The following is a 24,755-nucleotide window of genomic DNA, read 5'->3' on the forward strand; positions in this document are numbered from 1 at the left end:
CGGCCGTGCCGCCGGGTGGTCTGCGGCCGTGCCGCCGGGTGGTCTGCGGCCGTGCCGCCCGCAGCGCTTCTGCCCTGTCCTTGGACCGCAAGATCCGCATCGGTCGGCCCGAAAATGTCGCCCGGTGGCGGTAGCCTCATACATGTGTTCGATGCGGGGGTAGTCGATACCGGGGTTGTCGACCGGCTGATCGCCCGGGCGCGCCTGCTGGCCCAGATCAATGCCAGCATGTTGGCTGATCTGGTCGCGGTCGCCGACGCCACCCCCCACCCCGAGTTCGCTGGGTTCGAGGTCTCGGCCGCGCTGATCTTGACTGGTCAGGCCGCCGACGTCCAGCTTGAGCTGGCCCACACCATCGTGCGTCGCCTGCCTGCGGTGCATGCCGCCATGTCTGCCGGTGACATCGATCTGCCCAGAGCCCGGGTCATCGCCGACGCCGTGTGCACCCTCGACCTCGACCTGGCCCGCGACATCGTGAAAAAGATCCTGCCTCAAGCCCCAGCTCTGACAACCGGGGCGTTGCGGGTCAGGCTGGCCAAACTGGTCATCCAGGCCGACCCGCAAGCAGCAGCCAAACGGCACCGCAAGCGGATCCGCGACCGCCGCGTCGAGTTGCAGAACACCGAGGACAGCTGCGCCACCCTGCTGGGAATGAACCTGCCCGCCGACACCGCCCTGGCCGCGAGCAACCGGCTCACCTCACTGGCCCGCGCTGTGAAACAGGCCGGCGACCCGCGCAGCCTCGACCAGCTGCGCGCGGACACGTTCCTCAACCTGTTGCTGGGCAACACTTGCGGCCACCCCCGTTTTGGCGCTCCGCACGGCAACCACCGCAGCACCAGCTCAAGCTGCTCCGGCACCGGCACCGGCACCGGCACCGGCACCGGCTCAAGCGGCTGCGCAGGCACCGGCGCGAGTGGTGGCGGCACCGGCACCGGCTCAAGTGGCACCAGCAGCACGAGCGGTGGCCGCAGTGGCGTGCACGGCGGCGGCATGAGCGCTGGCGGCACTGGCGCTGGCGGCAGCGGCACTGGCGTGAGCGGCAGCGGCGTGGGCAATGGCACGGGCGGCGTGAGCGGTCGTGGCGGCGTGAGCGGTGGCGGCGGCACCTGCGGTGGAGATTGCTGCGGCTGCTGCGGTAACGCCCGCGACGCTGGCTCCGGCGCGGGCCGGCCCCGCTCCGGCGGTGTGGAGCTGACCGGCGACCTCGAAATGCTGGCCCGGCTCAGCGAAGAACCCGGCAACCTGGCCGGCTATGGCCCTGTTATCGCTGATATCGCCCGCCAGGTCGCCCAACAACAACGCCACTCACCCTGGACGTTCACCATCCGCGACCCAAACACCGGCGAGATCTTCACCGGTGCTACCCGGCGCCGCCCCACCGAAGCGATGGCCCGGCACGTGCGCGCCCGGGATCGCACCTGTAGGGCGCCCGGCTGTCGCCGCCCCGCCATCTACGCCGACATCGACCACACCATCCCCTACCACCTAGGCGGACTCACCGTCGTGGGCAACCTGGGTGTCCTGTGTCGATACCACCACCGAGCCAAACATGAAGGCTGGTGGCTGCTGGTCCAGGTCAGACCCGGCGTGTTCGTGTGGCGTAGCCCGCTAGGCCGCCGCTACACCGTCTACCCTTCCGCCCCCTAAGCGAGGGCCGCACAGCAATTTCCGCAGCTTCGTCAAGCTCCTCCGCCTGGCCACCAATGGGTTTAGCGATTCACGTCTGGCGGCCTTCGCTGTCGGGCCCGAGCTTGCGCTCTGCTGGGCCTCGGGCGGCAAGCGTGGGGTGGAAGTGGTTAGGCGGCCCAGGGTGGGGTGAAGGGGTCGGCGTTGGGCATGGCGGCTTGGCCGCCGACTGGGAAGACTGCCACCGCCTCGAAGGGCTCGTTGTGTGGGTTGCCCATGCCGAAGGGGACTCCGGCCGGGACCACGAGCGCGTCGCCGGCGGTGACGTGGTGCTCGACGCCGTCCACTGTGGCCAATGCCGCGCCGGAGAGGGCTACGAAAATCTCCTCCCGGGTCAGGCTGTGGATGACCGGTTCTGAGCCCGGATTGAGGGAGAAACGCCAGACGCAGGTTTCGGTGGAGCCCCGGGTGGGGGAGGCGAGGCCGGTGAAGACGGCGTGGGGGAGGGTGAACTTGGGCGCGGTGGAGCCTTGCACGAGCGGCATTGCGGCCTCCGATATGTAACTGCGGTTGTCAACCTTAGTTGTATATCGAGGTGTGAGAGCCTGTCAACCATGGACTTCGGCATCCTGCTCGGGCTCGCCTATCAGCGGTTCGTTATTCAGCTGAACGAGCATCTCGCGGCCAAGGGCTTCAGCGCGATCAAGCCCACCTTCGGGTACGTCTTCCGAGCGCTAGAAGCCGAAACGCTGACCACCGCGCAACTCGCGGCCCGGCTGCAGATCACGAGCCAGGGCATGGCGAAGGTGGTGGAGGAGATGGTGAGCGTCGGTTACCTGGACCGCCGCGCCGACCCGGCCGATGCGCGGGTGAAGCTGCTGGAGCTGAGCGCCCGGGGGCGGGCCGCGGTGGCGACGGCGCGCGCGTTTCATGCCGACTTCGAGGCGCGGCTGGGGGCCAGTGCGGGCGAGCGGCGCGTGGCCACCACCCGGGCGGTGTTGACCGAGTTGATCGGGGCTACCGAGGACCTTACCCGGACTCTTCGCCCATTTTGACGCCGCCGGTGGTAGGACTATCTGGTGGGCATTGTGTCGCCCGGTTTTCAGGGCAAACCTCGATCAGCGGCGGTGACCTTGCCGCCGGGGCAGTATCTGACCGAAGACTTCCCGGTGCTTTCGGCCGGGCCGACGCCGCGAATCCAGCTCGATCAGTGGGAGTTTGTGATCACGACCGAGGCTGGGGTCAAGCATCGGTGGTCGTGGGCCGAGCTTCTTGAACTGCCCAGCGAGACACCCACTGTCGATCTTCATTGCGTCACGAAGTGGTCGAAGCTCGGCACGACCTGGCGGGGAGTAGCGCTGGACAGCCTCTTCGAGCAGGTCGATACCGCGGCCGATTTCGCGCTGGCGCACTCCTACGGCGGGTACACGACCAATCTTCCACTTGAGGATCTTCTCGACGGCCAGGCTTGGCTCGTCTACGAGTACGAAGGGGAAGAGCTGGGCGCGGAGCACGGTGGACCGGTGCGACTGCTCGTGCCCCACCTGTACCTGTGGAAGTCGGCCAAGTGGGTCAACGGCATCCAGCTGCTGGTGCAGGACGAACCGGGGTTCTGGGAGAGCGCCGGCTATCACGATTACGGAGACCCGTGGCGCGAGCAGCGGTACCAGGGCGATTGACCGGCCGGCTGGCCTGGCGCACAGCGCGGCTGGTGGAGGCGCGCGAGGAGACGCCGACCGCCCGCACGCTGGTGTTAGACGTGTCCGGCTGGCCCGGTCACCTGCCGGGGCAGCACGTGGACGTGCGGCTGACCGCGGAGGACGGCTACAGCACGCAACGCAGTTACTCGATCGCCTCGGCCGCTCAGGGCGACCGGATCGAGCTGACGGTGCAGCGGGTGCCCGCGGGCGAGGTGTCGCCCTACCTGGTGGAGGGCCTGTCGCCGGGCTATCCGGTCGAGCTGCGCGGCCCGGTGGGTGGCTGGTTTGTGTGGCGGACCACCGATACCGCCCCGGTGCTGCTGGTGGCCGGAGGTTCGGGGATCGTGCCGTTGATGGCGATGGTGCGCGCGAGACGGGCCGCGGGCAGCCGGGTGCCGTTTCGCCTGATCTACTCGGCCCGTACCAAAAACGATGTCTTCTATGCCGAAGAGCTGCGCAAGCGGGTCCGGGACGACGCCGGGCTCGATGTGGCCTACGTCTTCACGCGGGAAGAGCACGGGCGGCGTATCAACGTGAACGACATTTCCACCGCGGGCTGGCCCGCGGACTTCCAGCCGGACTGTTTCGTATGCGGCCCAACGGGTTTCGTGGAAACGGTGGCGGACATCCTGGTCGCGCTCGGTAATGAGCCGCGCCGGGTGAAGACCGAGCGTTTTGGGCCGACGGGAGCATAGGGCGTGGCTGACGGGTACCTGGACGGAAATGTGCTGGCCGGACCGCTGAGCGAGCTGTTCGCGGTCGATGTCACCGCGGTGGTGAGCTGCTGCGTCTCGTGTGGACAGACCGGCCCGATGGCCCTGCTGCAGGTCTACACGCAGGCGCCTGGCCTGGTGGCGCGCTGTCCGGGCTGCCAGGAGGTGGTGTTGCGGGTCGTGTCCGGCCCGACGTCGACCTGGCTCGATCTCAGGGGGGCGGTGAGCCTGCGCTTCCTCACCGCACCGGATCAAGAAGGCTGACAGTATCGTGGGCGGCATGGCCGACTTTTGGATCGCCGGCAGGGCCGCTTCGAGTGATGACCTGGTTGTGGTCACCAGCCCGCTCGATGGGCGCGAGGTGGGACGCACCGCCAACGCCAGCCCGCAACAGGTGGAACAGGCGGTGGTGGCCGCGGTCGACGTGGCCAAGCGGGCGGCGCAGCTGCCGGCGTCGGCGCGGGCTGCGGCGCTGGATCACGTGTCGCGGCGGCTTGGCGAGCGGGCGGAAGAGGTTGCGGCCCTTATCACCGCGGAAAATGGCAAGCCGCTGATGTGGGCGCAGGCGGAGGTGAATCGCGCGGTCTCCACCTTCCGTTTCGCGGCCGAGGAAGCGCGGCGGTCTTCCGGTGAGCTGATGCGCCTGGACACCGATCCCGCGGTGGCGGGCCGGATGGCGGTGGTGCGGCGTTTTCCGAAGGGGCCGATTCTCGGCATCACCCCGTTCAACTTTCCGCTGAATCTGGTGGCGCACAAGGTGGCTCCGGCGATCGCGGTCGGTGCGCCGATCATCGTCAAGCCGGCCCCGGCCACACCGCTGACGAGCTTGCTGTTGGGCGAGATTCTCGCCGAGACCGATCTTCCGGCGGGGATGTTCTCCATTCTGCCCCTGCCCAATGATCGGGCGCCGGCGCTGGTCGCCGATCCGCGGCTGCCGGTGGTGTCGTTCACCGGCTCGGGCCCGGTGGGCGCTGCTATCCGTGAGGCGGTGCCGCACAAGCATGTGACGCTGGAGCTGGGCGGAAACGCGGCCGCGGTGGTGTGTGAGGACTACAAAGACTTGGACTGGGCGGCTCAGCGCATCGCGCTGTTCTCCAACTATCAAGCCGGCCAGAGCTGCATCGCCGTGCAGCGGGTGATAGTCCACTCTTCGGTGGCCGAAGCGTTCCTCCCCAAGTTGGTCGAAGCCGTTGCTGCCCTTGATGTTTCGAAGCAGGTCGGCCCGCTCATCAGTGAGGCGGCGGCGATCCGGGTGGAGGACTGGGTGCGGGAGTCGGGCGGCCAGGTCCTCATCGGCGGGCAGCGCGACGGCGCCTGGTTCTCCCCGGCCGTGCTCACCCAGGTGCCGCCGGAGGCGAAGGTGGTGCGGGAGGAGGTCTTCGGGCCAGTGCTGGTGGTGTCCATTGTGGACAGTGATGATGCCGCTTTCGCTGCCGTGAACGACTCGCAGTACGGCCTGCAGGCGGGTGTGTTCACCTCCAACGTGCAAACGGCGTTCCGCGCCCATGCCGTGCTCGAGGTCGGTGGCGTGATCGTGGGCGACGTCCCGTCCTATCGCGCCGACCAGATGCCCTACGGTGGAGTGAAGGGCTCGGGCACAGGCCGGGAAGGGGTGCGCAGCGCGATGGAGGACTACACCGACCCGCGGGTCATGGTGCTGACCGGGTTGACGCTTTGAGCGGCAACGTCGAGATTGAGCGCAAATTCCTGGTCGCCTCCAGCGATTGGCGCGATGAGGTCTCGCAAGCCGATCCCATCCGGCAGGCCTACGTGGCCGTGACCGACAAGCTCAACGTGCGCGTGCGGCGCTACGGGCCCGACGCCTTCCTGACCGTCAAGGGGAAGGCCGTCGGCATCACCCGCAAAGAGATCGAAACCGCGGTTCCGGTGGAATTTGTGGAAGCGGTGCTGGCCGAGGGGCTGTTCCAGGGGCAGCCGGTGGAGAAGACCCGTTACTTGGTACCACATAAGGGTTTCACGTTTGAAATCGACGTGTTTGAGGGTGCCAACGCGGGGCTCGTCGTCGCCGAGATCGAGCTGGAGTCGGAGGAAAGCGACTTCCCGCGGCCGCCGTGGCTGGGTGAAGAGGTCACCGCCGACCACCGCTACTCCAACTCCTATCTGGCGCAGCATTCCTGGTCAGAGTGGGGGCCGCCAGTCGAGCCGCCCGGCGGCCAGGTCGGCGGCCAGTGAGCGCACATACTTCAGCTCCGCCTCCAGCACGTCGCGCTGGTATTCCGACTCGACGAGGAACAGCCGCGGCAGGAAGGAAGCCACCTCTTTCAGCTCGGCGTCCAAGGCGGAAAGCTTGTCCTCCAACGCTTTCACTCGCTCGGTGAGCGCGGCCAGCGCCTGCTGCGGGCCGAGGGTGGGCAGGAACGCGAGCGCGGCCGGGAATTCCGGGAACTCACGCGCGGGCTCGGCGAGCATGGTGTGCAGCCACTCCCGCAAGGTGGAAGCGCCGCTTGCGGTGAGCTGATAGACCGTCCTTTCCGGACGGTTCTCGGTGCGCCCGGTCGACTGCACCTCGACGAGCCCGTCGCGCAGCAACCGGTCGATGGTCTGGTAGACGCTGTTGCGCTGGGCGACGTTGACGACCTCGTCCTTGTGCCGCTCCTTGATCAGCTGCTGGAGACGGTATGCGTGCGCGGGCTGCTCGCTCAGCATCGACAGCAGCGCCATGGCCAGCACGGACTTGCGAGGTGACGACATTCGCAGAGCATAGCTGTTGACTTATGATTAGTCATAAGATGTATAGTGTGAATATGACTAAGAAGGCATTGATCATAGGTGGCGGCATAGCCGGCCCGGTCACCGCGATGGCGTTGCAGAAGGCCGGGCTCGAGCCGGTGGTCTACGAGGCCTACGCGCGCGGAGCCGATGGCGTGGGGGCATTCCTCACGCTCGCGCCCAACGGGATTGAGGCGCTTTCTTTGCTCGGCCTCGACCGGCTCGTGGCCGGGCTGGGCATGGACACCCGCCGGATGCGCATGATCAGCGGCAGTGGCAAGGTGCTGGCCGACTTCAGCAACGGGGGCGAGACCTCCTTCGGCATGCCGAGCCAGACCCTCAAGCGTGCAGATCTGTATGGCGCGCTTCGTGATGAGGCGCTTCGCCGGGGCATCCGGATCGAATACGGCAAACGGCTGGCCGACGCCGGCATGGATCGCGGTGGGGTGCGGGCCGTGTTCTCCGACGGCTCGACGGCAACCGGCGATCTGCTCATCGGCGCGGACGGGCTGCACTCCCGTACCCGAAAAATTATTGATCCTGATGCTCCTAAGGCCCGGTATGTCGGCCTGCTCAACACGGGCGGCTTCGCCAAAGGGCTGTCGATTGCCGATGAGCCCGGCACCTTCTACATGATCTTTGGTCGGAGATGTTTCTTTGGGTACCAGGTGCGCCCCAATGGTGAGGTGTGGTGGTTCGCCAATCCCGGCCGCAAGGTCGATCCGACGCCGGAGCAGCTGGCCGCGATCACACCGCAGCAATGGCGGGCCGAGCTGAACGACCTCTTCAAAGACGACGCGGGTCCGATCCTGCCGATCATCGCGGCGACCGGCGACATCATCGCCGGCTGGAGCACCTACGACTTCCCCACGGTGCCGAAGTGGCGCAACGAGCGCATGGTGATCATCGGTGATGCCGCCCACGCCACCTCCCCCTCGTCCGGGCAGGGCGCCTCGATGGCGGCCGAGGATGCCGTGGTCCTGGCCAAGTGTCTGCGCGACATCCCCGATCCGGCAAAGGCGTTCCAGGCCTACGAAGGCTTGCGGCGCAAGCGGGTTGAGAAGATCGTGGCGGCGGGCAAGCGCAACGGCAGCGGGAAGGCGCCGGGCCTGGTCGGCCGGGTGGTCCGCGACCTGATGCTTCCGCCCGTGATGAGGAGGCTCGCCAAAAGCGACGCGCTGCGAAAGATGTACGAATACCCGATCGATTGGGAAAGCACGGTCGCTTAGGCCCAGCCACGGTGCTGCCGCTCGAGTGCCGGTGATTAGGCTGTGTCTGTGACGATAGACCTGGCTCAGATCATCAAGGCATACGATGTGCGCGGCACCGTCCCAGATCAACTGAACGCGGAGGTCGCGGGCGCAATCGGGCGGGCGTTCGCACAGACCTTGCGCGAGCTGGGCGAGGACAAAGGCTCGATCGTGGTGGCGCACGACATGCGCGAGAGCGGCCCGGCCCTGGTGGCAGCGTTCACCGATGGGGTGCGTGGCGAGGGCATGGACGTGGTGCACGCCGGCCTCGGCTCGACCGATCTGCTTTACTACGCGGCCGGCAGCATGGACCTGCCCGGCGCGATGTTCACCGCGAGTCACAACCCCGCGCAGTACAACGGAATCAAGCTTTGCTTCGCCGGCGCCAGGCCGGTCGGGCAGGACAGCGGGCTGGCCCAGATCCGGGACAGGGCACAGGCGATGCTCGCCTCGGGCGAGCCCATCCCGCCCGGCATCGGGCGTCTGGAGCACCGCGACCTGCTGTCGGGTTATGCCGACTATCTGCACCAGCTTGTGCCGCTCGGGGCGATCCGCCCGTTGCGCGTGGTGGTCGATGCGGGCAACGGCATGGGCGGTTACACGGTGCCTGCGGTGCTGGGCACGGTCAGCGCCCTGACCATCGTCCCGCTCTATTTCGAGCTCGACGGCTCGTTCCCCAACCATGAGGCCAACCCGCTGGAGCCGGCCAACCTGGTCGACCTGCAGAAGGCGGTCGTGGAGCACGGCGCCGACCTCGGCCTGGCCTTCGACGGCGACGCCGACCGGTGCTTCGTCATCGACGCCAACGGCGATGCGGTGTCGCCCTCAGCGGTCACCGCTCTGGTGGCCACCCGCGAGCTGGCCAAGCACCCGGGTTCGACCATCATCCACAACCTGATCACCTCCTCGGCGGTGCCGGAGATCGTGCGGGAGCACGGCGGCGTGCCGGTGCGGACCAGGGTCGGGCACTCGTTCATCAAGGCCGAGATGGCCAACACCGGCGCGGTTTTCGGCGGCGAGCACTCGGCGCACTACTACTTCCGCGATTTCTGGAGCGCCGACACCGGCATGCTCGCCGCGATGCACGTGCTGGCCGCGCTTGGCGAGTCGAGCCAGCCGCTGGCCGAGCTGGGCGCGCAGTTCGAGCGCTATGTCGCCTCGGGGGAAATCAACTCGAAGGTCAACGATGCGTCGGCCAAGCTGGCCGAGGTCAAGGCGCACTTCGCCGCGCAGGAGCAGGACGAGCTGGACGGGCTCACGGTGCGTTTCGCCGATGGGGCCTGGCTCAACCTGCGCCCCTCCAACACCGAGCCGTTGCTGCGCCTGAACGCGGAGGCGCCGACCGCCGAGCGGATGGCTCAGCTGCGTGATGAAGTTCTGGCCATAGTGAGATAGGTAGGCTGCTGCACATGTCGCTCGATCCGCTTCTGCTTGAAATGGTCGCCTGCCCCGCCGAGGACCACGGCCAGCTGCGCTATGACGAGCAGGCGCAGACGCTGACCTGCGAGTCATGCGGCCGGGTCTACCGTGTCGACGATGGCCTGCCGGTGTTGCTTGTTGACGAGGCGCTCGTCGCTTCGGATGCAGATCTTGAGGAGAAGGCCTGATGGGGGCACCGGTAGAGGGAACGGCTGGGGTCCGCGGCAACCGCGACTTCGACCACGAGCTGATCGACGATGCGCCCGCGCTGGCCGCCCGCGATCCCGGCGGCATGCTGCGGGCCGTGGCATCGGCCGGGGCGCAGGTGCGCGAGGCCGCCGCGCTGACCGCGGAGACCGACCTGAGCCAGCTCGGTGAGGAGGGCCGCCCGCGCGCGGTGCTCGTCGTCGGGGCCGGCACGGCCGCTCGGTCCGGCGACATCCTGGCCACCATCGCGGGTCCTAAGTGTCTGGTACCGGTGCTGACCCACCGCAGCGTGGAGGTGCCGGGCTGGATAGGCGCGGCCGACGTGGTCATCGCGGTGTCGGCCAGTGGCCGGTCGCCGGAGGCGCTGGCCAGTGCCGAGGCGGCGGGAAGGCGCGGCGCGCGGCTGGTCGCGATCGGCGCGCCGGATTCACCGCTGCAGGGGCTCGCCGAGCGGTTCAGGGCACCGTATGTGGGGATCCCGCGACGCGGCCCGGCTCGGGCAAACCTTTGGGGCCTAACGGTTCCGGTGCTTCTCGCGGCCCGCACCCTCGGCCTGGTGAAGGTGAACGAGGCCGACCTGGCCGAGACCGCGACCCGGCTCGATCTGGAAGCCGACCGCTGCCGCCCGACCGCGGAGTCCTTTGTGAACAGAGCCAAGACCCTGGCCCTGAACCTGGCCGGCTCGGTTCCCGTGATCTGGGGCGACTCCCCGCTGGCGCATGTCGCAGCGCGCCGCTTCGGCGACATGCTCGCCGCCAACGCTCGCTACCCTGTCGTCACCGACGCGCTGGGCGAGGCCGGCCGGGGCAATGTCGGCTTGCTGGATGGCGTCTTTGGCGCTCTGGCTGAGGCGGAAAGAGACATCTTCGCCGACCCTGATGAGGACGGCGCGACGGGTTCACCGCAACGGCTCAAGATTGTGCTCTTGTGCGATGGTGGGCTGGCAGATGAAGATGCAGCGCAGTCATCGGATCGCCGTGCCGCCGTGGTGCAGGAGATCGCGGAAAGGCGTGGAGTGGACGTGGGTGTGGTGACCGCCGAGGGCGGCTCGGCGCTGGAGCGCCTCGCCTCCATCGTGTCCGCACCCGATTTCGCCTCTGTGTACCTTGGGCTCGGACATGGGCTTGACCCGATGGCGGTGCCGGCCGTCACGGAGCTGAAGGAGAAGCTGAGAAAAGCATGAGGAACGCATGAGTGCTGAGAGTCACGGAACTAAGGCCATTATCGCCGCCCTTTTCGCGAACATCGGCATTGCAGTCACCAAGTTCATCGCTTATCTCCTTACCCAGTCGTCATCGATGCTCGCCGAGTCGATCCACTCGGTGGCCGACTCCGGCAACCAGTTGCTGCTGTTGCTGGGCGGTAAGCGCGCCAAGCGGGCGGCGACCCCGGAACACCCTTTCGGCTTCGGCCGCGACCGCTACATCTACGCCTTCATCGTCTCCATCGTGCTTTTCACCGTCGGTGGCCTCTTCGCGCTTTACGAGGCCTACCACAAGTGGGGCCACGCGGGCGGCATCACCAGCTGGCAGTGGGTGCCGGTGACCGTGCTGGTGGTCGCCATCGTGCTGGAGTCGATCTCGTTTCGCACGGCGATCCGAGAGTCGAACCTGGTACGCGGCACCACCGACTGGGTCACCTTCGTGCGCCGGGCTCGCGCGCCGGAGCTTCCGGTCATCCTGCTGGAAGACCTGGGCGCCCTGCTGGGTCTGGTCTTTGCGCTTTTCGGTGTCGGCATGACGCTCATCACCGGCAATGGCCGGTGGGATGCGCTCGGCACCGCCCTGATCGGCATCCTGCTCGTCACCATCGCGGTGATCCTTGCCTTGGAGACCAAGAGCTTGCTCCTCGGCGAGTCGGCGACCCCGGAAAACCTGAAGGCCATCGAGGCCGCGATCGTGGCCGGGCCTGAGGTGGAGCGCATCATCCACATGAAGACCCTCCACCTTGGACCGGACGAGCTTCTGGTGGCGGCGAAAATCGCGGTGAACGCGCGGGAACGGGCCGACGAGGTGGCCACCGGGATCAATGCGGTAGAGGCCAGGATCCGCGAAGCGGTGCCGATCGCGCGGGTCATCTATCTGGAGCCGGACATCTACGACGCTCAAAAAGCGGCACAGGCGAGCTAGCGTGCAACGGTTACACAGCCAGATCCGCGGGTACCCCTGGGGATCGCGGGACTTCATCGCCAAGGTGCAGGGCCGGCCGCATCCCACCCCTGCGCCCGAGGCGGAGCTTTGGATCGGCGCGCATCCGGACAGCCCGTCGGCGGTGGAGGGCGGGGGCACGCTGGATCAGCTGATCGCCACCACGCCGGAGGCGTCCCTGGGCGCCGATTCGATCGCCGCGTTCGGGGCGCGGCTGCCGTACCTGATGAAGCTGCTCGCCGCGCAGGAGCCGCTGTCGCTGCAGGCCCACCCCGACTCGGAACAGGCACGCGCCGGGTTCGCGGCGGCCCATCCTTCGTACGTAGACGCGTATCACAAGCCCGAGCTGATGCTGGCGCTGGAGGACTTCGAGGCGCTGTGCGGGTTCCGCCCCGGGCCCGAGTCGGCGCAGCTGCTTCGCGCGCTCGGCATCGCCTCGCTGGCCCCGGTCGTCGAAAGCCTCGAAGCGGGCGATCTGCGCGCCGCCGTGAGCACCCTGCTCGGGTGGCCGGCCGGTGAGCGCGAGGCGCTGGTGGCCGCGGTCGCGCAGGGTGATCAGCTGGCCGGCCAGCTCGCCGGTTACTACCCCGATGACATGGGCGTGATCGTCGCCCTGCTGCTCAACCATGTGACGCTGCGCCCGGGCGAGGCCATCTGGATGCCCGCGGGCACGCTGCATGCCTACGTTCGCGGCGCGGGTGTGGAGATCATGGCGTCGAGCGACAACGTGCTGCGCGGCGGATTGACCCGTAAACACATAGACGTTGCAGAGTTGTTGCGCGTGTTGCGTTTTGAGCCGATGCGGATCCCGCTGCTGAGCGAGCAGACGGTCTCGCCCGGCGTGGTGACCTGGCCCGTGCCGGTGGCCGACTTCCGCCTCTCCCGGATACGCCTGGACGGGGAGCAACCGGCCCTGGAGCTCACTCCGCACGGCCCGCGCACGGTGCTGTGCCTGCGTGGTGAGGTGAGCGTGGCGGACAAGCGGGGTGCGGTCTGGCTCACCGGCGGGGAGTCCGCCTTCGGCCCGGCCGACGGCGGTCCGATGATCTTCGATGGCGCCGGCGAGATCTACCTCGCTTCGTTGTAGGCATTGCCTTCGCACACCAATATTGCAGCCAGACTTGTCCCGTTTTGCTTGACATGCTCTGAACGGAGTGTGACTCTATAACCACGCAGCGTTATCAGACCATTAGAGTCCGAGCCACGCGCGAGGGAACCAAACCGGGGGGAAGTGTGACCCGGCACTCGGCCGCGGAAGGTCCGCAGTCAGGTGCCGGGTCACACGCTATTTGGGCTGAAAGGCGAGGCAGAGGGCTGTGGCGTACTGTGTGGGATGCACAGGTCAGCCGACCGACATGGAGTTATACGAATGACCCGTACCCTGTCCAACGACGATTTCAAGGTCGCCGATCTTTCGCTCGCCGCGTTCGGGCGTAAGGAGATCCAGCTCGCCGAGCATGAGATGCCCGGGCTGATGGCGGTTCGCCGCGAATACGCCGACGCACAGCCCCTCGCAGGCGCCCGCATCGCGGGTTCGCTTCACATGACCATCCAGACCGCTGTCCTGATCGAGACGCTTGCCGCGCTCGGTGCGGACGTGCGCTGGGTGAGCTGCAACATCTTCTCGACCCAGGACCACGCGGCCGCCGCTGTCGTGGTGGGGCGCGACGGGACGACCGACGCGCCAAGTGGTATTCCGGTCTTCGCCTGGAAGGGCGAGACCCTCGAGGAGTACTGGTGGTGCACCGAGCAGCTGTTCGCCTTTGCCAACGGCGAAGGCCCGAACATGATTCTCGACGATGGTGGCGACGCCACCCTCCTGGTGCACAAGGGCGTCGAGTTCGAGAAGGCCGGCGCCGTCCCGGCGACCGCCCCGACCGACTCCGAGGAGTACGCGGTCATTCTCGAGGTGCTGCGCAAGTCCCTCGGGAACACCCCGACCAGGTGGACCAAGATCGCCGCTGACATCAAGGGCGTGACCGAGGAGACCACGACCGGTGTCCACCGCCTTTACGAGATGCAGAAGGCCGGTTCGCTGCTCTTCCCGGCGATCAACGTCAACGACTCGGTCACCAAGAGCAAGTTCGACAACAAGTACGGCTGCCGCCACTCGCTCATCGACGGCATCAACCGCGCCACCGACGTGCTCATCGGCGGCAAGGTGGCCGTGGTGCTCGGTTACGGCGACGTGGGCAAGGGTTGCGCCGAGTCGCTGCGCGGCCAGGGCGCCCGGGTCATCGTCACCGAGGTCGACCCGATCTGCGCGCTGCAGGCCGCGATGGACGGCTACCAGGTGACCACCCTGGAAGACGTGGTCGAGACCGCCGACATCTTCATCACCGCCACCGGTTGCTTCGACGTGATCACGGCCGAGCACATGAAGCGGATGAAGCACCAGGCGATCGTCGGCAACATCGGTCACTTCGACAACGAGATCGACATGGCTGGCCTGGCCAAGCTGCCGGGTGTGACGAAGACGAACATCAAGCCGCAGGTCGACGTCTGGAACTTCGAGGACGGACACTCGATCATCGTGCTGTCCGAGGGCCGGCTGCTGAACCTTGGCAACGCCACGGGTCACCCGTCTTTCGTGATGAGCAACAGCTTCACCAACCAGACGATCGCGCAGATCGAGCTGTTCACCAAGCTCGACCAGTACCCGATCGGCGTCTACACGCTGTCCAAGCAGCTCGACGAGAAGGTGGCGCGCCTGCACCTGGACGCGCTGGGCGTGAAGCTCACCGAGCTGTCGAAGCCGCAGGCCGAGTATCTCGGTGTCGCGGTGGAGGGGCCCTACAAGCCGGAGCACTACCGCTACTGAGCTAGATAGATAGATCCACGCTTGCCACTCCGCGGGGTGGAAGCTTAGGCTAACCTCACATTGGCTAGCCTAAGCTTCCACCCCCGGAGTTTTTCTGTGCTTGCGACCTATCTGATCGGGCTGCGCGAAGGACTCGAAGCCACGCTCGTGGTGACGATCCTCGTCGCGTTCCTGGTCAAGTCCGACCTGCGCCACAGGTTGCCCTACGTCTGGGCCGGCGTCGCCGCAGCCGTTCTGCTGTCGGTGGGATTCGCCGCGTTCCTGGAGTTCACCAGCGCGAACCTGGAATTCCGGAACAAAGAGCTTTTCGAGGCCACGGCTTCGATCGCCGCGGTCGTCTTCGTGACCTGGATGATCTTCTGGATGCGGCGCGCGGCTCGGGGGATCGCGGGCGAGCTTCGTACCAAGATGCAAAGCGCCATCGAGATAGGGCCTATAGCCGTTGCGGTGACAGCGTTTCTGGCCGTCGCCCGAGAGGGCTTGGAAACCGCGCTGTTCTTCTTCGCGACCGTGCAGAGCAACGACGCCAACCACGCGGTGGCCGCCATCGTCGGCGGAATCGCGACCTCAATCGCGATCGGGGTGGGGCTCTACTACAGCGCGGTGCGGATCAACCTGACCCGCTTCTTCACCTGGACCGGCGCGATCCTCGTGCTCGTGGCCGCCGGAATCCTCAAGTACGGGGTGCACGACCTCCAGGAAGCCGATGTCGTGCCGGGCCTGAACAACCAGCTTTCCGTGCCCAGCTTCGATCCGACGACGTGGTGGGCGGAGCTGCTGCGCGGCATGTTCAACGTCACCACCAATCCCAGCGTGCTGGAGAGCCTGGCCTGGTTCCTTTACGCGCTTCCCGTTCTGTTGCTGTTCCTCTGGCCTAAAAACAGGAGTTCTCATGCGTAGATATGTCGTTGCCGTTGCGCTGCTGGGGCTTGCCGCCTGCAGCAAGGATCCGGTTGCCACCCCTGGTGCGAGCGGGCCGATCACGGTCAAGGCCTCCGACACGAGCTGCCAGGTGGAGCGCACCGAGAACGGCGCAGGAACCGTGACTTTCGCCGTCAAGAACGAGGGCACCAAAGTGACCGAGTTCTATGTCTACGCGGCCGGCGACCGGGTGATGGGCGAGATGGAGAACATCACCCCCGGCCTGACCCGGGAGCTGAAGGTGGAGCTGCCCGCGGGGACGTATGAGACCGCCTGCAAGCCGGGCATGATTGGCAAGGGAATCCGCGGCGCGTTCCGGGTCACCGGTTCGGCCGCGCCGCTGACCGCCGACGCGAAGATGGCCGCCGCGACCGAGAGCTACCAGCGCTACGTGAAGACCCAGAGCGAGACACTTCTGGTGAAGACCCAGGAGTTCGTCGACGCGGTCAAGGCAGGAAATGTGGCCAAGGCCAAAGAGCTTTTCCCCATCGCGCGTACGTATTGGGAGCGCATCGAGCCGGTGGCCGAAATCTTCGGCGACCTCGACCCGAAGATCGACGGCCGCGCTGAGGTCATCGAAGAGGGCATGGCGTTCACCGGTTTCCACAAGATCGAGCAGGACCTCTGGGAGACCGGCGACATCTCCAAGAGCGGGCCGCTGGCCGACCAGCTGATGGTCGACATCAAGGAGATCGTGACGAAGGCCAACGCGGAGAAGCTTTCCCCGCTGCAGCTTGCCAACGGCGCGAAGGAGCTTCTCGACGAGGTTGCCTCCGGGAAGATCACCGGTGAGGAAGACCGCTACTCGCACACCGATCTGTGGGACTTCGCCGCCAACGTGCAGGGTTCGCAGGCCGCGGTGCAGGCGCTGCGCCCGGTGCTGGAGGAGCGTTCGCCGACCCTGGTCACCGACCTCGACGCCGCCTTCGCGAAAGTGGAGAGCACCCTGGGCAAGCACCGCAAGGGTGATGGCTGGAAGCTGCACACCGAGCTCAGCCAGACCGAGCTGAAGGAGCTGACCGACGTCATCAACGCGTTGGCCGAGCCGATCAGCAAGGTCGCGGCGGTAGTGGCGGGCTAGCCATGGTTTCCCGTCGCAATGCCATATTGGCCGCAGGATCAGTGACCGTCGCCGGTGCGGCGGCGGTCGCCCTTTCCCGAAGCGGCCCCGAACACGCGATGGCCGGCCCAGGTGACGCCGTGGAGTTCTACGGCGCGCACCAGGCCGGCATCACCACGCCGGCACAGGACCGGCTGCATTTCGTGGCCTTCGATGTGATCACAGACGACCGCGCGAAGCTTGTCCAGATGCTGCGCGACTGGACGGCAGCCGCTGCCCGCATGACGGCCGGTCGCGACGCGGGCCTGCTGGGCGCGGTCGAGGGGCAGCCCGAGGCTCCGCCGGACGACACCGGCGAGGCGCTCGGGCTGCCGCCCTCGGCCCTCACCATCACTGTCGGGTTTGGACCGTCGCTGTTCGCCAAGTTCGGTCTGGCCGACCGCAAACCGAAGGCCATGGCCGATCTGCCTCGCTTCCCGGGCGACACCATCAAGCCCGAGATCAGCGGGGGAGACCTGTGCATTCAGGCCTGCGCCAACGATCCTCAGGTCGCCGTGCACGCGGTGCGCAACCTGGCCCGGATCGGCTTCGGTGTGGTGAGCGTGCGCTACTCGCAGCTCGGCTTCGGGCGCACGTCGAGCACGTCGACGGCCCAGGCGACTCCCCGCAATCTGATGGGCTTCAAGGACGGGACCAGAAACCTGAAGCTGGAGGACGGCGCGGAGCTGCTTGACAAGCACCTCTGGGTTCAGCCAGACGACGGTCCACAGTGGATGGTCGGTGGCAGCTACCTGGTCAGCCGTCGCATCCGCATGATTATCGAGACGTGGGACCGCACTCCGCTGGCCGAGCAGGAAACCATCTTCGGCCGGACCAAGGGCGAGGGCGCTCCGATGGGCAAGGCCAAGGAGTTCGACGAGCCCGACCTCTCGCTGATGCCCGAGGAGGCACACGTCCGGCTGGCACACCCGTCGAGCAACGGCGACGCGCGGCTGCTGCGGCGCGGCTACAACTTCGTGGACGGTTCGGACGGCTTGGGGCGCCTGGACGCGGGCTTGTTCTTCCTGGCCTACCAGCGCGATCCACACAAGCAGTTCGTTCCGGTGCAACGCAGCCTGGCCCGCGCGGACGTCCTCAACGAATACATCCGGCACACCTCCAGCGGCCTGTGGGCAGTGCCGCCGGGGGTCAAAGGGCCCGAGGATTTTTGGGGAAGCGCTCTTTTCGCGTAGGGTCAGCGCGGCGCGGCTGATCGGAGCTGGCTCGGCGGTGTGGCCGGGCCGGTCGCGGGTGCCGGGTTGACCGGGAACAGCTCGGGCCAGAGCTTGGCCTGAATGGAGCGGTTATGGGCCAAGCGGTTCGCGGCCCGGCGATGCCGCTCGCCGACGACAGCGGCAAGATAAGCCCAGCCCGGCGTACCTGGTGGGGGCGCCGGGCTGGCCGAAGCGAGCAGCTCTTTCGCCAGCGCCTCGCCGAGGCGGGTGCGATGCGGCTCGCGCAGGCTGCGGCTGCGCGCCAAAAAGTGCCGTGCCGCCAGGGCCAGCTGGTCATCGACGTTGGTCAGGTCCAGGGTGGCGGCCCAGGCTTGCATCGGCGGCGGCGTGCTCGGCACCCATCCCCAGCCCTCCGGGCTGCGCTCGTGGATGACGATCGTTGCAGCGGCGAGGTCGGCGAGCCGTTGCGCCCGTGCCGAGCCGACCAGCACGGCGATGCTGATCAGCCAGCTGAATCCGAAGAGGAACCCGGGCCACTCCAGGGCGGCGCCGACCAGGGCGCGGGTGAACGACAGCCGCCACGTGATCGGCCCGCCGTCGTCTCTCACCACCCGCAGGCCGAGCGCCAGCTTGCCCACGGAGCGGCCGCGCATCAGGGCGTGGATCGCGGTGGGATAGCCGACCAGGACGAGCACCACGAGCATGATCTGCAGCGCTATCGCCAGCGCGGCGTCGGCCGCAGGCCCCATCGCCAGCAGGATCAGGGTCAGCGGGATCTGCAGCACATACAGCAGCCCGAGCTGGACCAGGATGTCGATCATGAGCGCGAGCGCGCGGGATCCGGCGCGAGCAAGGCGGATGTCAAGGTTTACCGCTTCGCCGCTGACCAGACGCACCTCGGCTTCGGACATCGCCACAGCGTACTAGGCTGAGCCCGCCAATGCTGAGAACGGTTCACCAAGCTGACACCGGAGGTGCGCGTGGATCTCGACGCCTATGTCGCCGAACATCGCGGCGAGTGGCGGCGCCTTGCCGTGCTCAGCAGGAAATTCAAGCTCAACGCCGGCGAGGCCGACGAGCTTGTCCTTCTCTACCAACGGGTGGCGACCCAGCTCTCGGTGGTCCAGAGCCGCACCCCGGATCCGGCTCTGGTGGCCGAATTGTCGGGCCTGGTGCTGACCGCGCGATCCGCCCTCACCGGCCCTTCCCGCTTCGACTGGAATTCGATCCCGCGATTCTTCGTCCACGACCTTCCCCTGTCGCTGTACCGAGCCCGTCGCTGGTGGGTGGCGTGCGGGCTGAGCTTCTGCCTGGTCGGCGGCATCATGATTGCCTGGGTGGCCGGCGATCCCGGTGTGGCGCGCGCCTTTGGCCTGAGCGAGGCCGACATCGAAGAGCTGGTGGGAGGCGCCTTCACCGGTTACTACAGCGAATTTCTTCCGCAGAACTTCGGTCTTCAGGTCTGGGCCAACAACGCTTTCCTGGCCGCGATGTGTCTCGCCAGCGGTGTCCTGGTGTTGCCGCCGGTGCTGTTGCTGTGGAGTAACGCGGTGAGCATCGGCCTGGTCGGCGGGGTCATGGTGGGTGCGGGCCACGGCGACACCTTCTTCATGTGGATAGCCCCGCACGGCTTCCTGGAGCTGACCGCCATCTTTGTGGCGGCCGGGATAGGGATGCGGATGGGCTGGGCCTGGGTGGAGCCCGGCCCGGTGCTGACCCGTGCCCAATCGCTTGCGGCCGCGGCGAAGCAGGGCATGGTGGGCACCGTGGGCCTGGTCGGAGTGCTGGCCATTTCGGCCCTGCTGGAGGCGTTCCTGACACCTTCCCCGCTGCCGCTGATCGTCCGGGACTTCATCGGCTTCGGGGTCTGGTGCGCGTTCATTGGCTACGTCTGGATTCTCGGCTCCCGCGCCGCTAGGCCGATCACAACCGACCAGCCGCTTTGAGCGCCAGATATTCGTCGGTGACCTGGCTGGCGAAGGTGTCCGCCGGACAGTCCAAAACGGACACACCGTTGCGGGAGAGCGCGGTGGTGATGCGCTGGCGTTCCAGCAGGGCACGGGTGCCGGCCGCCACGGAGTAGACCGCGTCGGCGCTGTCGACCGGGGTCGAGGCCAGCTCGGTCAGCGCCGGGTCGTGCACCGCCGCCACCAGAACCTGGTGCCGCGCAACAAGTTTGGGCAGCACTGGGAGCAGCCCTTCACCCAGGGCACCCGGCTCGAGCGCGGTGAACAGCACGACGAGGCAGCGCTTGCGCTCTCGGCGCAGCACCTCACTGGCGATCTGCTCGAAGTCCGTCTCCACCAGCGCGGGCTGCAGCGGGGCCAGCGCGTTGACCAGCCGGGGCAGCAGGGATCGGCCGTGGACGCCGCTGACCGCGGCCCGTACCCGGCTGTCGGCGGCGAGCAGATCCACCTGGTCGCCCGCCTCCTGCGCCACGGCGGCCAGCAGCAGGGCGGCCTCCATCGCGGTGTCCAGGCGCGGCTCGTCGCCCACCCTGACCGCGCTGGTGCGGCCGGTGTCGAGCACGCAGACCACCCGGCGCGACCTTTCCGGCCGCCAGGTGCGCAGCATGACGTCATTTCGCCGGGCCGTGGCGCGCCAATCGATCGAGCGAACATCATCGCCGGGCACGTACTCGCGCAACGTGTCGAACTCGGTGCCCTGGCCCCGCCCGCGGATGGCGATGGCCCCTTCGACTACCCGGAGTTTGGCCAGCTTTTCGGGCAGATGTTTGCGCGATTCGAAGCGGGGCAACACCCGCAGGTTCCACGGCACCGTCCGGGTGATCTGCCAATGGCTCAACCGCAGCGGGCCGAAGCTGCGCAGGGTCACCGCCAGCGCGGGCCGGTCGCCGCGCCGGGTCGGGGTCAGCGACGTGCCGAGCGCAAGCTTCTGCCCCGGTTTGATGGACAGCTCGTAAACCGAGTCGGAGGCGCCGGCCGACGGCACCCAGAGGTCACGCACCAGCAACCGGGCCGTCGAGTCGTTGGTGTTGTGGGCAACGAGCTCGACCTTCGCCGTCTCGCCCAGCCGGACGTTGGTGTCGCCGAGCCGGGAAAGCCATATCGCCCTTGGGTTGGTGGCCAGGGCGCGATCGGCGAGCACCAACAGCACGACGATTCCCGCCACGATGACGAGCACCGTCCACGGGTTGACGCCGACGGCCACCGGCACGGCGCCGACGAGAACGCCGATGCCGAGCAGAGCCGCGGCCCGGGACGTGACCATCAGCGCGGCGTCGGCACGGTGGCGAGGACGCTTTCCAGCACCGCGTCGGGCGTGGTGCCCTCCAGCTCCGCCTCGGGCCGCAGCCGCAGCCGGTGGCGCAGGGCGGGGCGGGCCATCACCTTGACGTCGTCCGGGGTGACGTGGTCGCGCCCGGAAATCCAGGCCCACGCCTTGGAGGTGATGAGAAGCGAGGTCGCGCCGCGCGGGGAAGCGCCCAGCTCGACCGCGGGCAGGGCACGCGTCGCGCGGCAGATGTCGACGATGTAACCGATGACCTCATCGGCGACGTAGACCCGCATCATCGCCTCGCGGGCCGCCGTCAGATCGGCGGCGGTCGCCACCGCCTTGATCCCGGCCGCGCTCAGGTTACGCGGATCGAAGCCGGTGTGATGGGCCCTGACCACCCCCAGCTCCTCGTCCCGGGTGGGCATCGGCACGGTCAGCTTGAGCAGGAATCGGTCGAGCTGCGCCTCGGGCAGCGGATAGGTGCCCTCGTGCTCGATCGGGTTCTGCGTCGCCGCCACCACGAACGGATCGGGCAGCGGCCGGGTCACGCCATCGGTGGAGACCTGGCGCTCCTCCATCACTTCAAGCAGCGCCGACTGGGTCTTCGGCGAGGTGCGGTTGATTTCGTCGGCCAGCAAAAGGTTCGTGAAGACCGGGCCGTGCCGGAAGAGGAACTCGACGCTGCGCGGATCGTAGATGACCGACCCGGTGACGTCGCCGGGCATCAGGTCGGGCGTGAACTGGATGCGCTTCATCTCCAGATCCAGGGCCGCCGCAAACGACCGCACCAGAAGGGTTTTGGCCACCCCGGGCGGGCCTTCGAGCAGCACGTGCCCGCGGCACAGCAGCGCGATGAGCAAGCCGGCGACGACGCCGTCCTGGCCGACGACGGCCTTGGCCACCTCGGCGCGCAGCAGGCCGAGCGCCTCACGCGGGTTGTGCGTCGCCACCTCAGTCACGGGGGTTCTCCTTCTTGCCTCGGGTTGTCTGCTCGACGAGCAGCAGCAGCTCTCTTGTGCGTTCTTCGAGCTCGGGGTCGGTTTCGGGCTCTGGGCCGTAGAGGATGTTTTCCAGCAGCGCCCTGTCCTCACCCAGCCGTGCGGCCAGCGCGTCGAGGATCTGGTCCCGCTCCGCTTTGGGCGGCAGGCCCAGGGCGACGCCGATGCGGCGGCGTGCCTCGAACCGAAGCGTCTCCAGGGCCTGTCCGCGGGCCTTGGCGCGCCGGTAGAGGTTGCCGCGGCCGATGGCCGTCTCCGCTCCCTTGACCTCGATGGGCAGCGGCTCGGTAACCGGGCCGCCCAGCCTTCGGCCACGGGCCACCGCGAACGCGAGCGCCGTCAGCAGGAGCATTACCGAGAGTGGGAAAAGCCAAGGGGGGAAAGGACTCTCCGGCTCGGGCGCGGCTATGTCCGGAGGACGCCGGGACACCGAGGGGCGCGGCTGGGGGCTGCCGCCGCGTACCCTCTCGTCGCCCGGGCCCAGCGAGGGAATCGGTTTGCCCGCGCCGATGTCCTCACCGGCCGACTTCGGCTTCGGCTCCGGCGCGTGCAGGTCGAGCCAGACCAGGGTGGGTTTGACGCTGAGCAGGTCGACGGCGAAATCGGCGTTGTCGTTCTCGCCTATCCGATCCGAGCGGAACGGCTCCGGGCTTCCGGCAACCACGAATTCCACACCTTGAAAGCTGAGCGCTGCCAAGCCCTGCTCGTAGCAGTATTCCGCGCTGACGAGCGCGTCGCTCCACAGCCCGTACCGGGTGCGGGTGGTGCCGACCCGGCGGGCGTCGCTCAGGGTGCAACCGGGGCCGGGCGAAGCGACCGCGGTGGCCCAGCGCCGCTCCGCGACGCCCAGTGGGGGAAGGGCGTCGGTCAGCTGGCGCGTGCCCGGCTCGACCAGGACCACCCTTGTCCCGCCGGGGGAGTTGCGCAGCATCCACAGATAGTCGGGGTGCATGAACTCCGGGGCGGGAACGAAAAGCGTTACCGTGCCCCGCATCCCCCACACGGCGGCGAGCGCGTCGCTGGACCGGGTGTGCCGCTGGATCTGGATCCCCTTGGCGCGCAGCAGGTCTGCCAGCTCCTGGCCGGAGGTGACCCCTGCGGTGGAGGGGGAGAGGTAGTGCTTTTCGGTGTAGTCGGGCTCGGACAGCCAGCGCACGACGATGGTGCTCAGGATGACGACGATGACGACGGTCAGGGGGAGGAAGAGGCGGTATCGGCGCCTGCTGCGGACGGCCTTCATCGGCTACTCCCGGCCATCGCGTCGTGCAGTTGAGATGCCAGCGCCCGCATCCGGTTGTCGTCTTCGGATTGGGCCGGCTTCTTGGCGTACCAGATGTCGGAGAACAGATGGGAGGCGGCATCGATCGGAGGTGCCACCGGGGCCGCGGCGGAGCCCGCCGCGCTGGCCAGCTCGGTGACCGTCCAACCCGGATGGTGCGTGATGACGCCCCGATCGACAAGCTCGCGAACCATGGCGCGCAAGCGTTCCCGGACGGCCTCGGCGTAACGCCCCTGCGCCGCGAGCCGATCCGCAAGCGCGGCGAAGACCGCCGCATCGACGTTGGGCAGCTCCTCCTCGCTCTCCACCACCTCTTCGATCTCGGCGTCGGTAACCTCGCGGATGGCACTTTTCTTCTTGCCCGACTTGCCTTCTCGGGACCGCCGCAGCCGCATCCCAAGCAGCCCATGCCACCAGGATGGCCAGAAGTACCAGAGCAGGCCGATCGCGAGCGCGCCTAGGATCATCAGCACCACGGTGAGGGGCAACGAAAAGAGGTCTCCCCACGCCGCCACGAGCTCGTTGTAAAGCCTCATCGGCTCGCCACCACCGACTCGGGAGTCAGCGGGGCGTGCCGCTGGGCCCGGCTGAGCCAGATGTCGAGCCCCTCGCTGCGGAAGCGGCCCTCGGCAAGGGCGGCGGCGTCGAGCGCGGCGAGGTAGAGGTAGGCCGCCGAGTTGGCGATGACGAACCCGGCCGTGATGGACCAGGCCTGCGCGGTGTCGGTCAGCGGCAACTGGTCGAAAAGCGCCAGCATGCCGATGAAGAAACCCAGGCGCAGCAGGAGCCAGGCGGCGTAGCCGAGCGTGCGCACCCAGATGGCGCGCATTCCGTTGCGGAAGGCCATTCCCGCCGCGCGGCCCAGCCCGCGAAACGCCCCGCGGCGTTCCAGGCCCATGGCCGCCCCGGCCATGCCGAACAGGCCGTAGCCCAGAACCCAGAGTGGCCCGAGGAAGGCGCCGATCGCGGTGCACACCGCGGCCGCGGGGGCGGCTATGGTCAGCGCGCCGGCGTCACGCCACCGCGGCCTCAGCAGCGCCCGCGGCGCAGCCGGAGTGGCGGCCAGGTCCTGGGCGGCGAGCACTCCTGTCCGGGTACCCAGAAAAGTGATGATCATTGCTTCTAAGCCGCAGCCGATCGCCATCACCACCCACAGCGCCCCCATGGTCTCCCAGAAGCCATCGTCGAAGCCGTTGAGAAAGTCGACGCCGAGCGCGACCCGCAGCGGGTAGAGGATCGCCTGTTCCGCGATGGCGAACAGGGCGGCGACCGGAAGCAGGATGACGGCCCGGTTGCGCACCAGCTGCGCGGCAGCATCGAGAAGCTCGCCAACGGTGAGCGGGCGACGCGGCAGCGCGGAGGGAGGGGCCACGGTGTGACATGGTTGCACGTCTCGGCCATATTCTCTCGCCCGCCCGAGCACGGTGGGC

26 protein-coding genes are annotated in these 24,755 nt (G+C 67.8%); 18 read left to right on the top strand and 8 right to left on the bottom strand.

Going from position 1 to position 24,755, the window contains the following annotated elements; all coding sequences use genetic code 11:
* The first annotated feature begins 144 nt into the window (after positions 1–144).
* The gene (locus Rhe02_RS25330; RefSeq protein WP_203910848.1) at positions 145–1,650 is read left to right on the top strand and encodes an HNH endonuclease signature motif containing protein; all 1,506 of its coding nucleotides are present in this window, start codon (positions 145–147) and stop codon (positions 1,648–1,650) included.
* A gap of 149 nt (positions 1,651–1,799) precedes the next feature.
* Here the strand turns inward: Rhe02_RS25330 and Rhe02_RS25335 are convergent, their stop codons facing one another.
* On the bottom strand, positions 1,800–2,174 hold the full coding sequence (locus Rhe02_RS25335) for a cupin domain-containing protein (protein WP_203910849.1): 375 nt from the start codon (positions 2,172–2,174) through the stop codon (positions 1,800–1,802).
* Between the two features lie 69 nt (positions 2,175–2,243).
* On the opposite strand from Rhe02_RS25335, the gene Rhe02_RS25340 reads away from it, so the two are divergent.
* The 6 genes from Rhe02_RS25340 to Rhe02_RS25365 are packed head-to-tail and all read left to right on the top strand — an operon-like array spanning position 2,244 to position 6,235.
* Positions 2,244–2,684 (top strand): MarR family winged helix-turn-helix transcriptional regulator, encoded by a 441-nt coding sequence (locus Rhe02_RS25340; RefSeq protein WP_203910850.1) that lies wholly within the window; start codon positions 2,244–2,246, stop codon positions 2,682–2,684.
* 33 nt (positions 2,685–2,717) lie between these two features.
* Positions 2,718–3,308, top strand: coding sequence for a molybdopterin-dependent oxidoreductase (locus Rhe02_RS25345; RefSeq protein ID WP_203910940.1), 591 nt, complete (start codon positions 2,718–2,720; stop codon positions 3,306–3,308).
* Positions 3,278–4,024: a ferredoxin reductase gene (locus Rhe02_RS25350; protein WP_373320693.1), complete on the top strand. Its 747-nt coding sequence runs from the start codon at positions 3,278–3,280 to the stop codon at positions 4,022–4,024. The genes Rhe02_RS25345 and Rhe02_RS25350 overlap by 31 nt, the downstream gene beginning before the upstream one ends.
* 3 nt (positions 4,025–4,027) lie before the next feature.
* Positions 4,028–4,306 carry a DUF6510 family protein gene (locus Rhe02_RS25355; protein ID WP_203910851.1) on the top strand — a complete coding sequence of 93 codons (279 nt, stop codon included), beginning with the start codon at positions 4,028–4,030 and terminating at the stop codon, positions 4,304–4,306.
* 16 nt (positions 4,307–4,322) lie between these two features.
* Positions 4,323–5,720, top strand: coding sequence for an aldehyde dehydrogenase family protein (locus Rhe02_RS25360; protein WP_203910852.1), 1,398 nt, complete (start codon positions 4,323–4,325; stop codon positions 5,718–5,720).
* Positions 5,717–6,235, top strand: coding sequence for a CYTH domain-containing protein (locus tag Rhe02_RS25365; protein ID WP_203910853.1), 519 nt, complete (start codon positions 5,717–5,719; stop codon positions 6,233–6,235). Before Rhe02_RS25360 ends, Rhe02_RS25365 begins: the two co-directional genes overlap by 4 nt.
* Here Rhe02_RS25365 and Rhe02_RS25370 read toward each other — a convergent pair.
* Positions 6,182–6,754, bottom strand: a complete 573-nt coding sequence (locus Rhe02_RS25370) for a PadR family transcriptional regulator (RefSeq protein WP_239124044.1) — start codon at positions 6,752–6,754, stop codon at positions 6,182–6,184. The two genes, Rhe02_RS25365 and Rhe02_RS25370, sit on opposite strands and share 54 nt — an antisense overlap.
* 53 nt (positions 6,755–6,807) lie before the next feature.
* Here Rhe02_RS25370 and Rhe02_RS25375 point away from each other — a divergent pair, with 53 nt between their 5' ends.
* From Rhe02_RS25375 to efeB, 10 genes are all read left to right on the top strand, one after another.
* The gene (locus Rhe02_RS25375) at positions 6,808–8,001 is read left to right on the top strand and encodes an FAD-dependent oxidoreductase (protein WP_203910854.1); all 1,194 of its coding nucleotides are present in this window, start codon (positions 6,808–6,810) and stop codon (positions 7,999–8,001) included.
* Between the two features lie 42 nt (positions 8,002–8,043).
* The gene (locus Rhe02_RS25380) at positions 8,044–9,417 is read left to right on the top strand and encodes a phosphomannomutase/phosphoglucomutase (RefSeq protein WP_373320694.1); all 1,374 of its coding nucleotides are present in this window, start codon (positions 8,044–8,046) and stop codon (positions 9,415–9,417) included.
* A 14-nt stretch (positions 9,418–9,431) separates the two neighbouring features.
* Positions 9,432–9,629 (top strand): Trm112 family protein, encoded by a 198-nt coding sequence (locus tag Rhe02_RS25385; RefSeq protein WP_203910855.1) that lies wholly within the window; start codon positions 9,432–9,434, stop codon positions 9,627–9,629.
* Positions 9,629–10,831 (top strand): SIS domain-containing protein, encoded by a 1,203-nt coding sequence (locus Rhe02_RS25390; protein ID WP_203910856.1) that lies wholly within the window; start codon positions 9,629–9,631, stop codon positions 10,829–10,831. The genes Rhe02_RS25385 and Rhe02_RS25390 overlap by 1 nt, the downstream gene beginning before the upstream one ends.
* A 7-nt stretch (positions 10,832–10,838) precedes the next feature.
* Positions 10,839–11,777 carry a cation diffusion facilitator family transporter gene (locus tag Rhe02_RS25395; protein ID WP_203910857.1) on the top strand — a complete coding sequence of 313 codons (939 nt, stop codon included), beginning with the start codon at positions 10,839–10,841 and terminating at the stop codon, positions 11,775–11,777.
* Position 11,778: 1 nt separating this feature from the next.
* Positions 11,779–12,882: a mannose-6-phosphate isomerase, class I gene (gene manA, locus Rhe02_RS25400; protein ID WP_203910858.1), complete on the top strand. Its 1,104-nt coding sequence runs from the start codon at positions 11,779–11,781 to the stop codon at positions 12,880–12,882.
* 282 nt (positions 12,883–13,164) lie between these two features.
* Positions 13,165–14,616 (top strand): adenosylhomocysteinase, encoded by a 1,452-nt coding sequence (gene ahcY / locus Rhe02_RS25405; RefSeq protein ID WP_239124045.1) that lies wholly within the window; start codon positions 13,165–13,167, stop codon positions 14,614–14,616.
* A gap of 96 nt (positions 14,617–14,712) precedes the next feature.
* A complete protein-coding gene (efeU, locus tag Rhe02_RS25410) occupies positions 14,713–15,516 on the top strand; it encodes an iron uptake transporter permease EfeU (RefSeq protein ID WP_203910860.1) in 804 nt (267 codons plus the stop codon).
* Complete coding sequence (efeO, locus tag Rhe02_RS25415) at positions 15,509–16,618, top strand: iron uptake system protein EfeO (protein ID WP_203910861.1); 1,110 nt, start codon at positions 15,509–15,511, stop codon at positions 16,616–16,618. The genes efeU and efeO overlap by 8 nt, the downstream gene beginning before the upstream one ends.
* Before the next feature lie 2 nt (positions 16,619–16,620).
* Entirely contained in the window at positions 16,621–17,829 is a 1,209-nt protein-coding gene (gene efeB, locus Rhe02_RS25420; RefSeq protein ID WP_203910862.1) for an iron uptake transporter deferrochelatase/peroxidase subunit, read from the top strand.
* Between the two features lie 2 nt (positions 17,830–17,831).
* On the opposite strand, the gene Rhe02_RS25425 is transcribed toward efeB, so the two are convergent.
* Entirely contained in the window at positions 17,832–18,722 is an 891-nt protein-coding gene (locus tag Rhe02_RS25425) for an RDD family protein (RefSeq protein WP_203910863.1), read from the bottom strand.
* Between the two features lie 69 nt (positions 18,723–18,791).
* Here Rhe02_RS25425 and Rhe02_RS25430 point away from each other — a divergent pair, with 69 nt between their 5' ends.
* Positions 18,792–19,757 (top strand): stage II sporulation protein M, encoded by a 966-nt coding sequence (locus tag Rhe02_RS25430; RefSeq protein WP_203910864.1) that lies wholly within the window; start codon positions 18,792–18,794, stop codon positions 19,755–19,757.
* Here Rhe02_RS25430 and Rhe02_RS25435 read toward each other — a convergent pair.
* From Rhe02_RS25435 to Rhe02_RS25455, 5 genes are read right to left on the bottom strand one after another with little or no spacing between them, the layout of a single operon-like run.
* Positions 19,735–21,042: a DUF58 domain-containing protein gene (locus tag Rhe02_RS25435; protein WP_203910865.1), complete on the bottom strand. Its 1,308-nt coding sequence runs from the start codon at positions 21,040–21,042 to the stop codon at positions 19,735–19,737. The genes Rhe02_RS25430 and Rhe02_RS25435 overlap by 23 nt on opposite strands.
* The gene (locus tag Rhe02_RS25440; RefSeq protein WP_239124047.1) at positions 21,042–22,007 is read right to left on the bottom strand and encodes an AAA family ATPase; all 966 of its coding nucleotides are present in this window, start codon (positions 22,005–22,007) and stop codon (positions 21,042–21,044) included. The genes Rhe02_RS25435 and Rhe02_RS25440 overlap by 1 nt, the downstream gene beginning before the upstream one ends.
* Positions 22,000–23,286, bottom strand: a complete 1,287-nt coding sequence (locus tag Rhe02_RS25445; protein ID WP_203910866.1) for a DUF4350 domain-containing protein — start codon at positions 23,284–23,286, stop codon at positions 22,000–22,002. The genes Rhe02_RS25440 and Rhe02_RS25445 overlap by 8 nt, the downstream gene beginning before the upstream one ends.
* Positions 23,283–23,861, bottom strand: coding sequence for a DUF4129 domain-containing protein (locus Rhe02_RS25450; RefSeq protein WP_203910867.1), 579 nt, complete (start codon positions 23,859–23,861; stop codon positions 23,283–23,285). The genes Rhe02_RS25445 and Rhe02_RS25450 overlap by 4 nt, the downstream gene beginning before the upstream one ends.
* Positions 23,858–24,697 carry a hypothetical protein gene (locus Rhe02_RS25455; RefSeq protein ID WP_203910868.1) on the bottom strand — a complete coding sequence of 280 codons (840 nt, stop codon included), beginning with the start codon at positions 24,695–24,697 and terminating at the stop codon, positions 23,858–23,860. Before Rhe02_RS25455 ends, Rhe02_RS25450 begins: the two co-directional genes overlap by 4 nt.
* Between the last annotated feature and the right edge of the window lie 58 nt (positions 24,698–24,755).

The organism is Rhizocola hellebori (genome assembly GCF_016862955.1).
GTDB lineage: Bacteria > Actinomycetota > Actinomycetes > Mycobacteriales > Micromonosporaceae > Rhizocola > Rhizocola hellebori.

What these genes read in the sequence shown, in the direction of transcription:
- Rhe02_RS25340 (WP_203910850.1), top strand. Translation starts at nt 2,244, where the DNA reads ATGGACTTCGGCATCCTGCTCGGGCTCGCCTATCAGCGGTTCGTTATT.
- efeO (WP_203910861.1), top strand. Translation starts at nt 15,509, where the DNA reads ATGCGTAGATATGTCGTTGCCGTTGCGCTGCTGGGGCTTGCCGCCTGC.
- Rhe02_RS25395 (WP_203910857.1), top strand. Translation starts at nt 10,839, where the DNA reads ATGAGTGCTGAGAGTCACGGAACTAAGGCCATTATCGCCGCCCTTTTC.
- Rhe02_RS25450 (WP_203910867.1), bottom strand. Translation starts at nt 23,861, where the DNA reads ATGAGGCTTTACAACGAGCTCGTGGCGGCGTGGGGAGACCTCTTTTCG.
- Rhe02_RS25390 (WP_203910856.1), top strand. Translation starts at nt 9,629, where the DNA reads ATGGGGGCACCGGTAGAGGGAACGGCTGGGGTCCGCGGCAACCGCGAC.
- Rhe02_RS25385 (WP_203910855.1), top strand. Translation starts at nt 9,432, where the DNA reads ATGTCGCTCGATCCGCTTCTGCTTGAAATGGTCGCCTGCCCCGCCGAG.
- Rhe02_RS25425 (WP_203910863.1), bottom strand. Translation starts at nt 18,722, where the DNA reads ATGTCCGAAGCCGAGGTGCGTCTGGTCAGCGGCGAAGCGGTAAACCTT.
- Rhe02_RS25435 (WP_203910865.1), bottom strand. Translation starts at nt 21,042, where the DNA reads ATGGTCACGTCCCGGGCCGCGGCTCTGCTCGGCATCGGCGTTCTCGTC.
- Rhe02_RS25370 (WP_239124044.1), bottom strand. Translation starts at nt 6,754, where the DNA reads ATGTCGTCACCTCGCAAGTCCGTGCTGGCCATGGCGCTGCTGTCGATG.
- Rhe02_RS25445 (WP_203910866.1), bottom strand. Translation starts at nt 23,286, where the DNA reads ATGAAGGCCGTCCGCAGCAGGCGCCGATACCGCCTCTTCCTCCCCCTG.
- Rhe02_RS25360 (WP_203910852.1), top strand. Translation starts at nt 4,323, where the DNA reads ATGGCCGACTTTTGGATCGCCGGCAGGGCCGCTTCGAGTGATGACCTG.
- efeB (WP_203910862.1), top strand. Translation starts at nt 16,621, where the DNA reads ATGGTTTCCCGTCGCAATGCCATATTGGCCGCAGGATCAGTGACCGTC.
- Rhe02_RS25375 (WP_203910854.1), top strand. Translation starts at nt 6,808, where the DNA reads ATGACTAAGAAGGCATTGATCATAGGTGGCGGCATAGCCGGCCCGGTC.
- Rhe02_RS25335 (WP_203910849.1), bottom strand. Translation starts at nt 2,174, where the DNA reads ATGCCGCTCGTGCAAGGCTCCACCGCGCCCAAGTTCACCCTCCCCCAC.
- ahcY (WP_239124045.1), top strand. Translation starts at nt 13,165, where the DNA reads ATGACCCGTACCCTGTCCAACGACGATTTCAAGGTCGCCGATCTTTCG.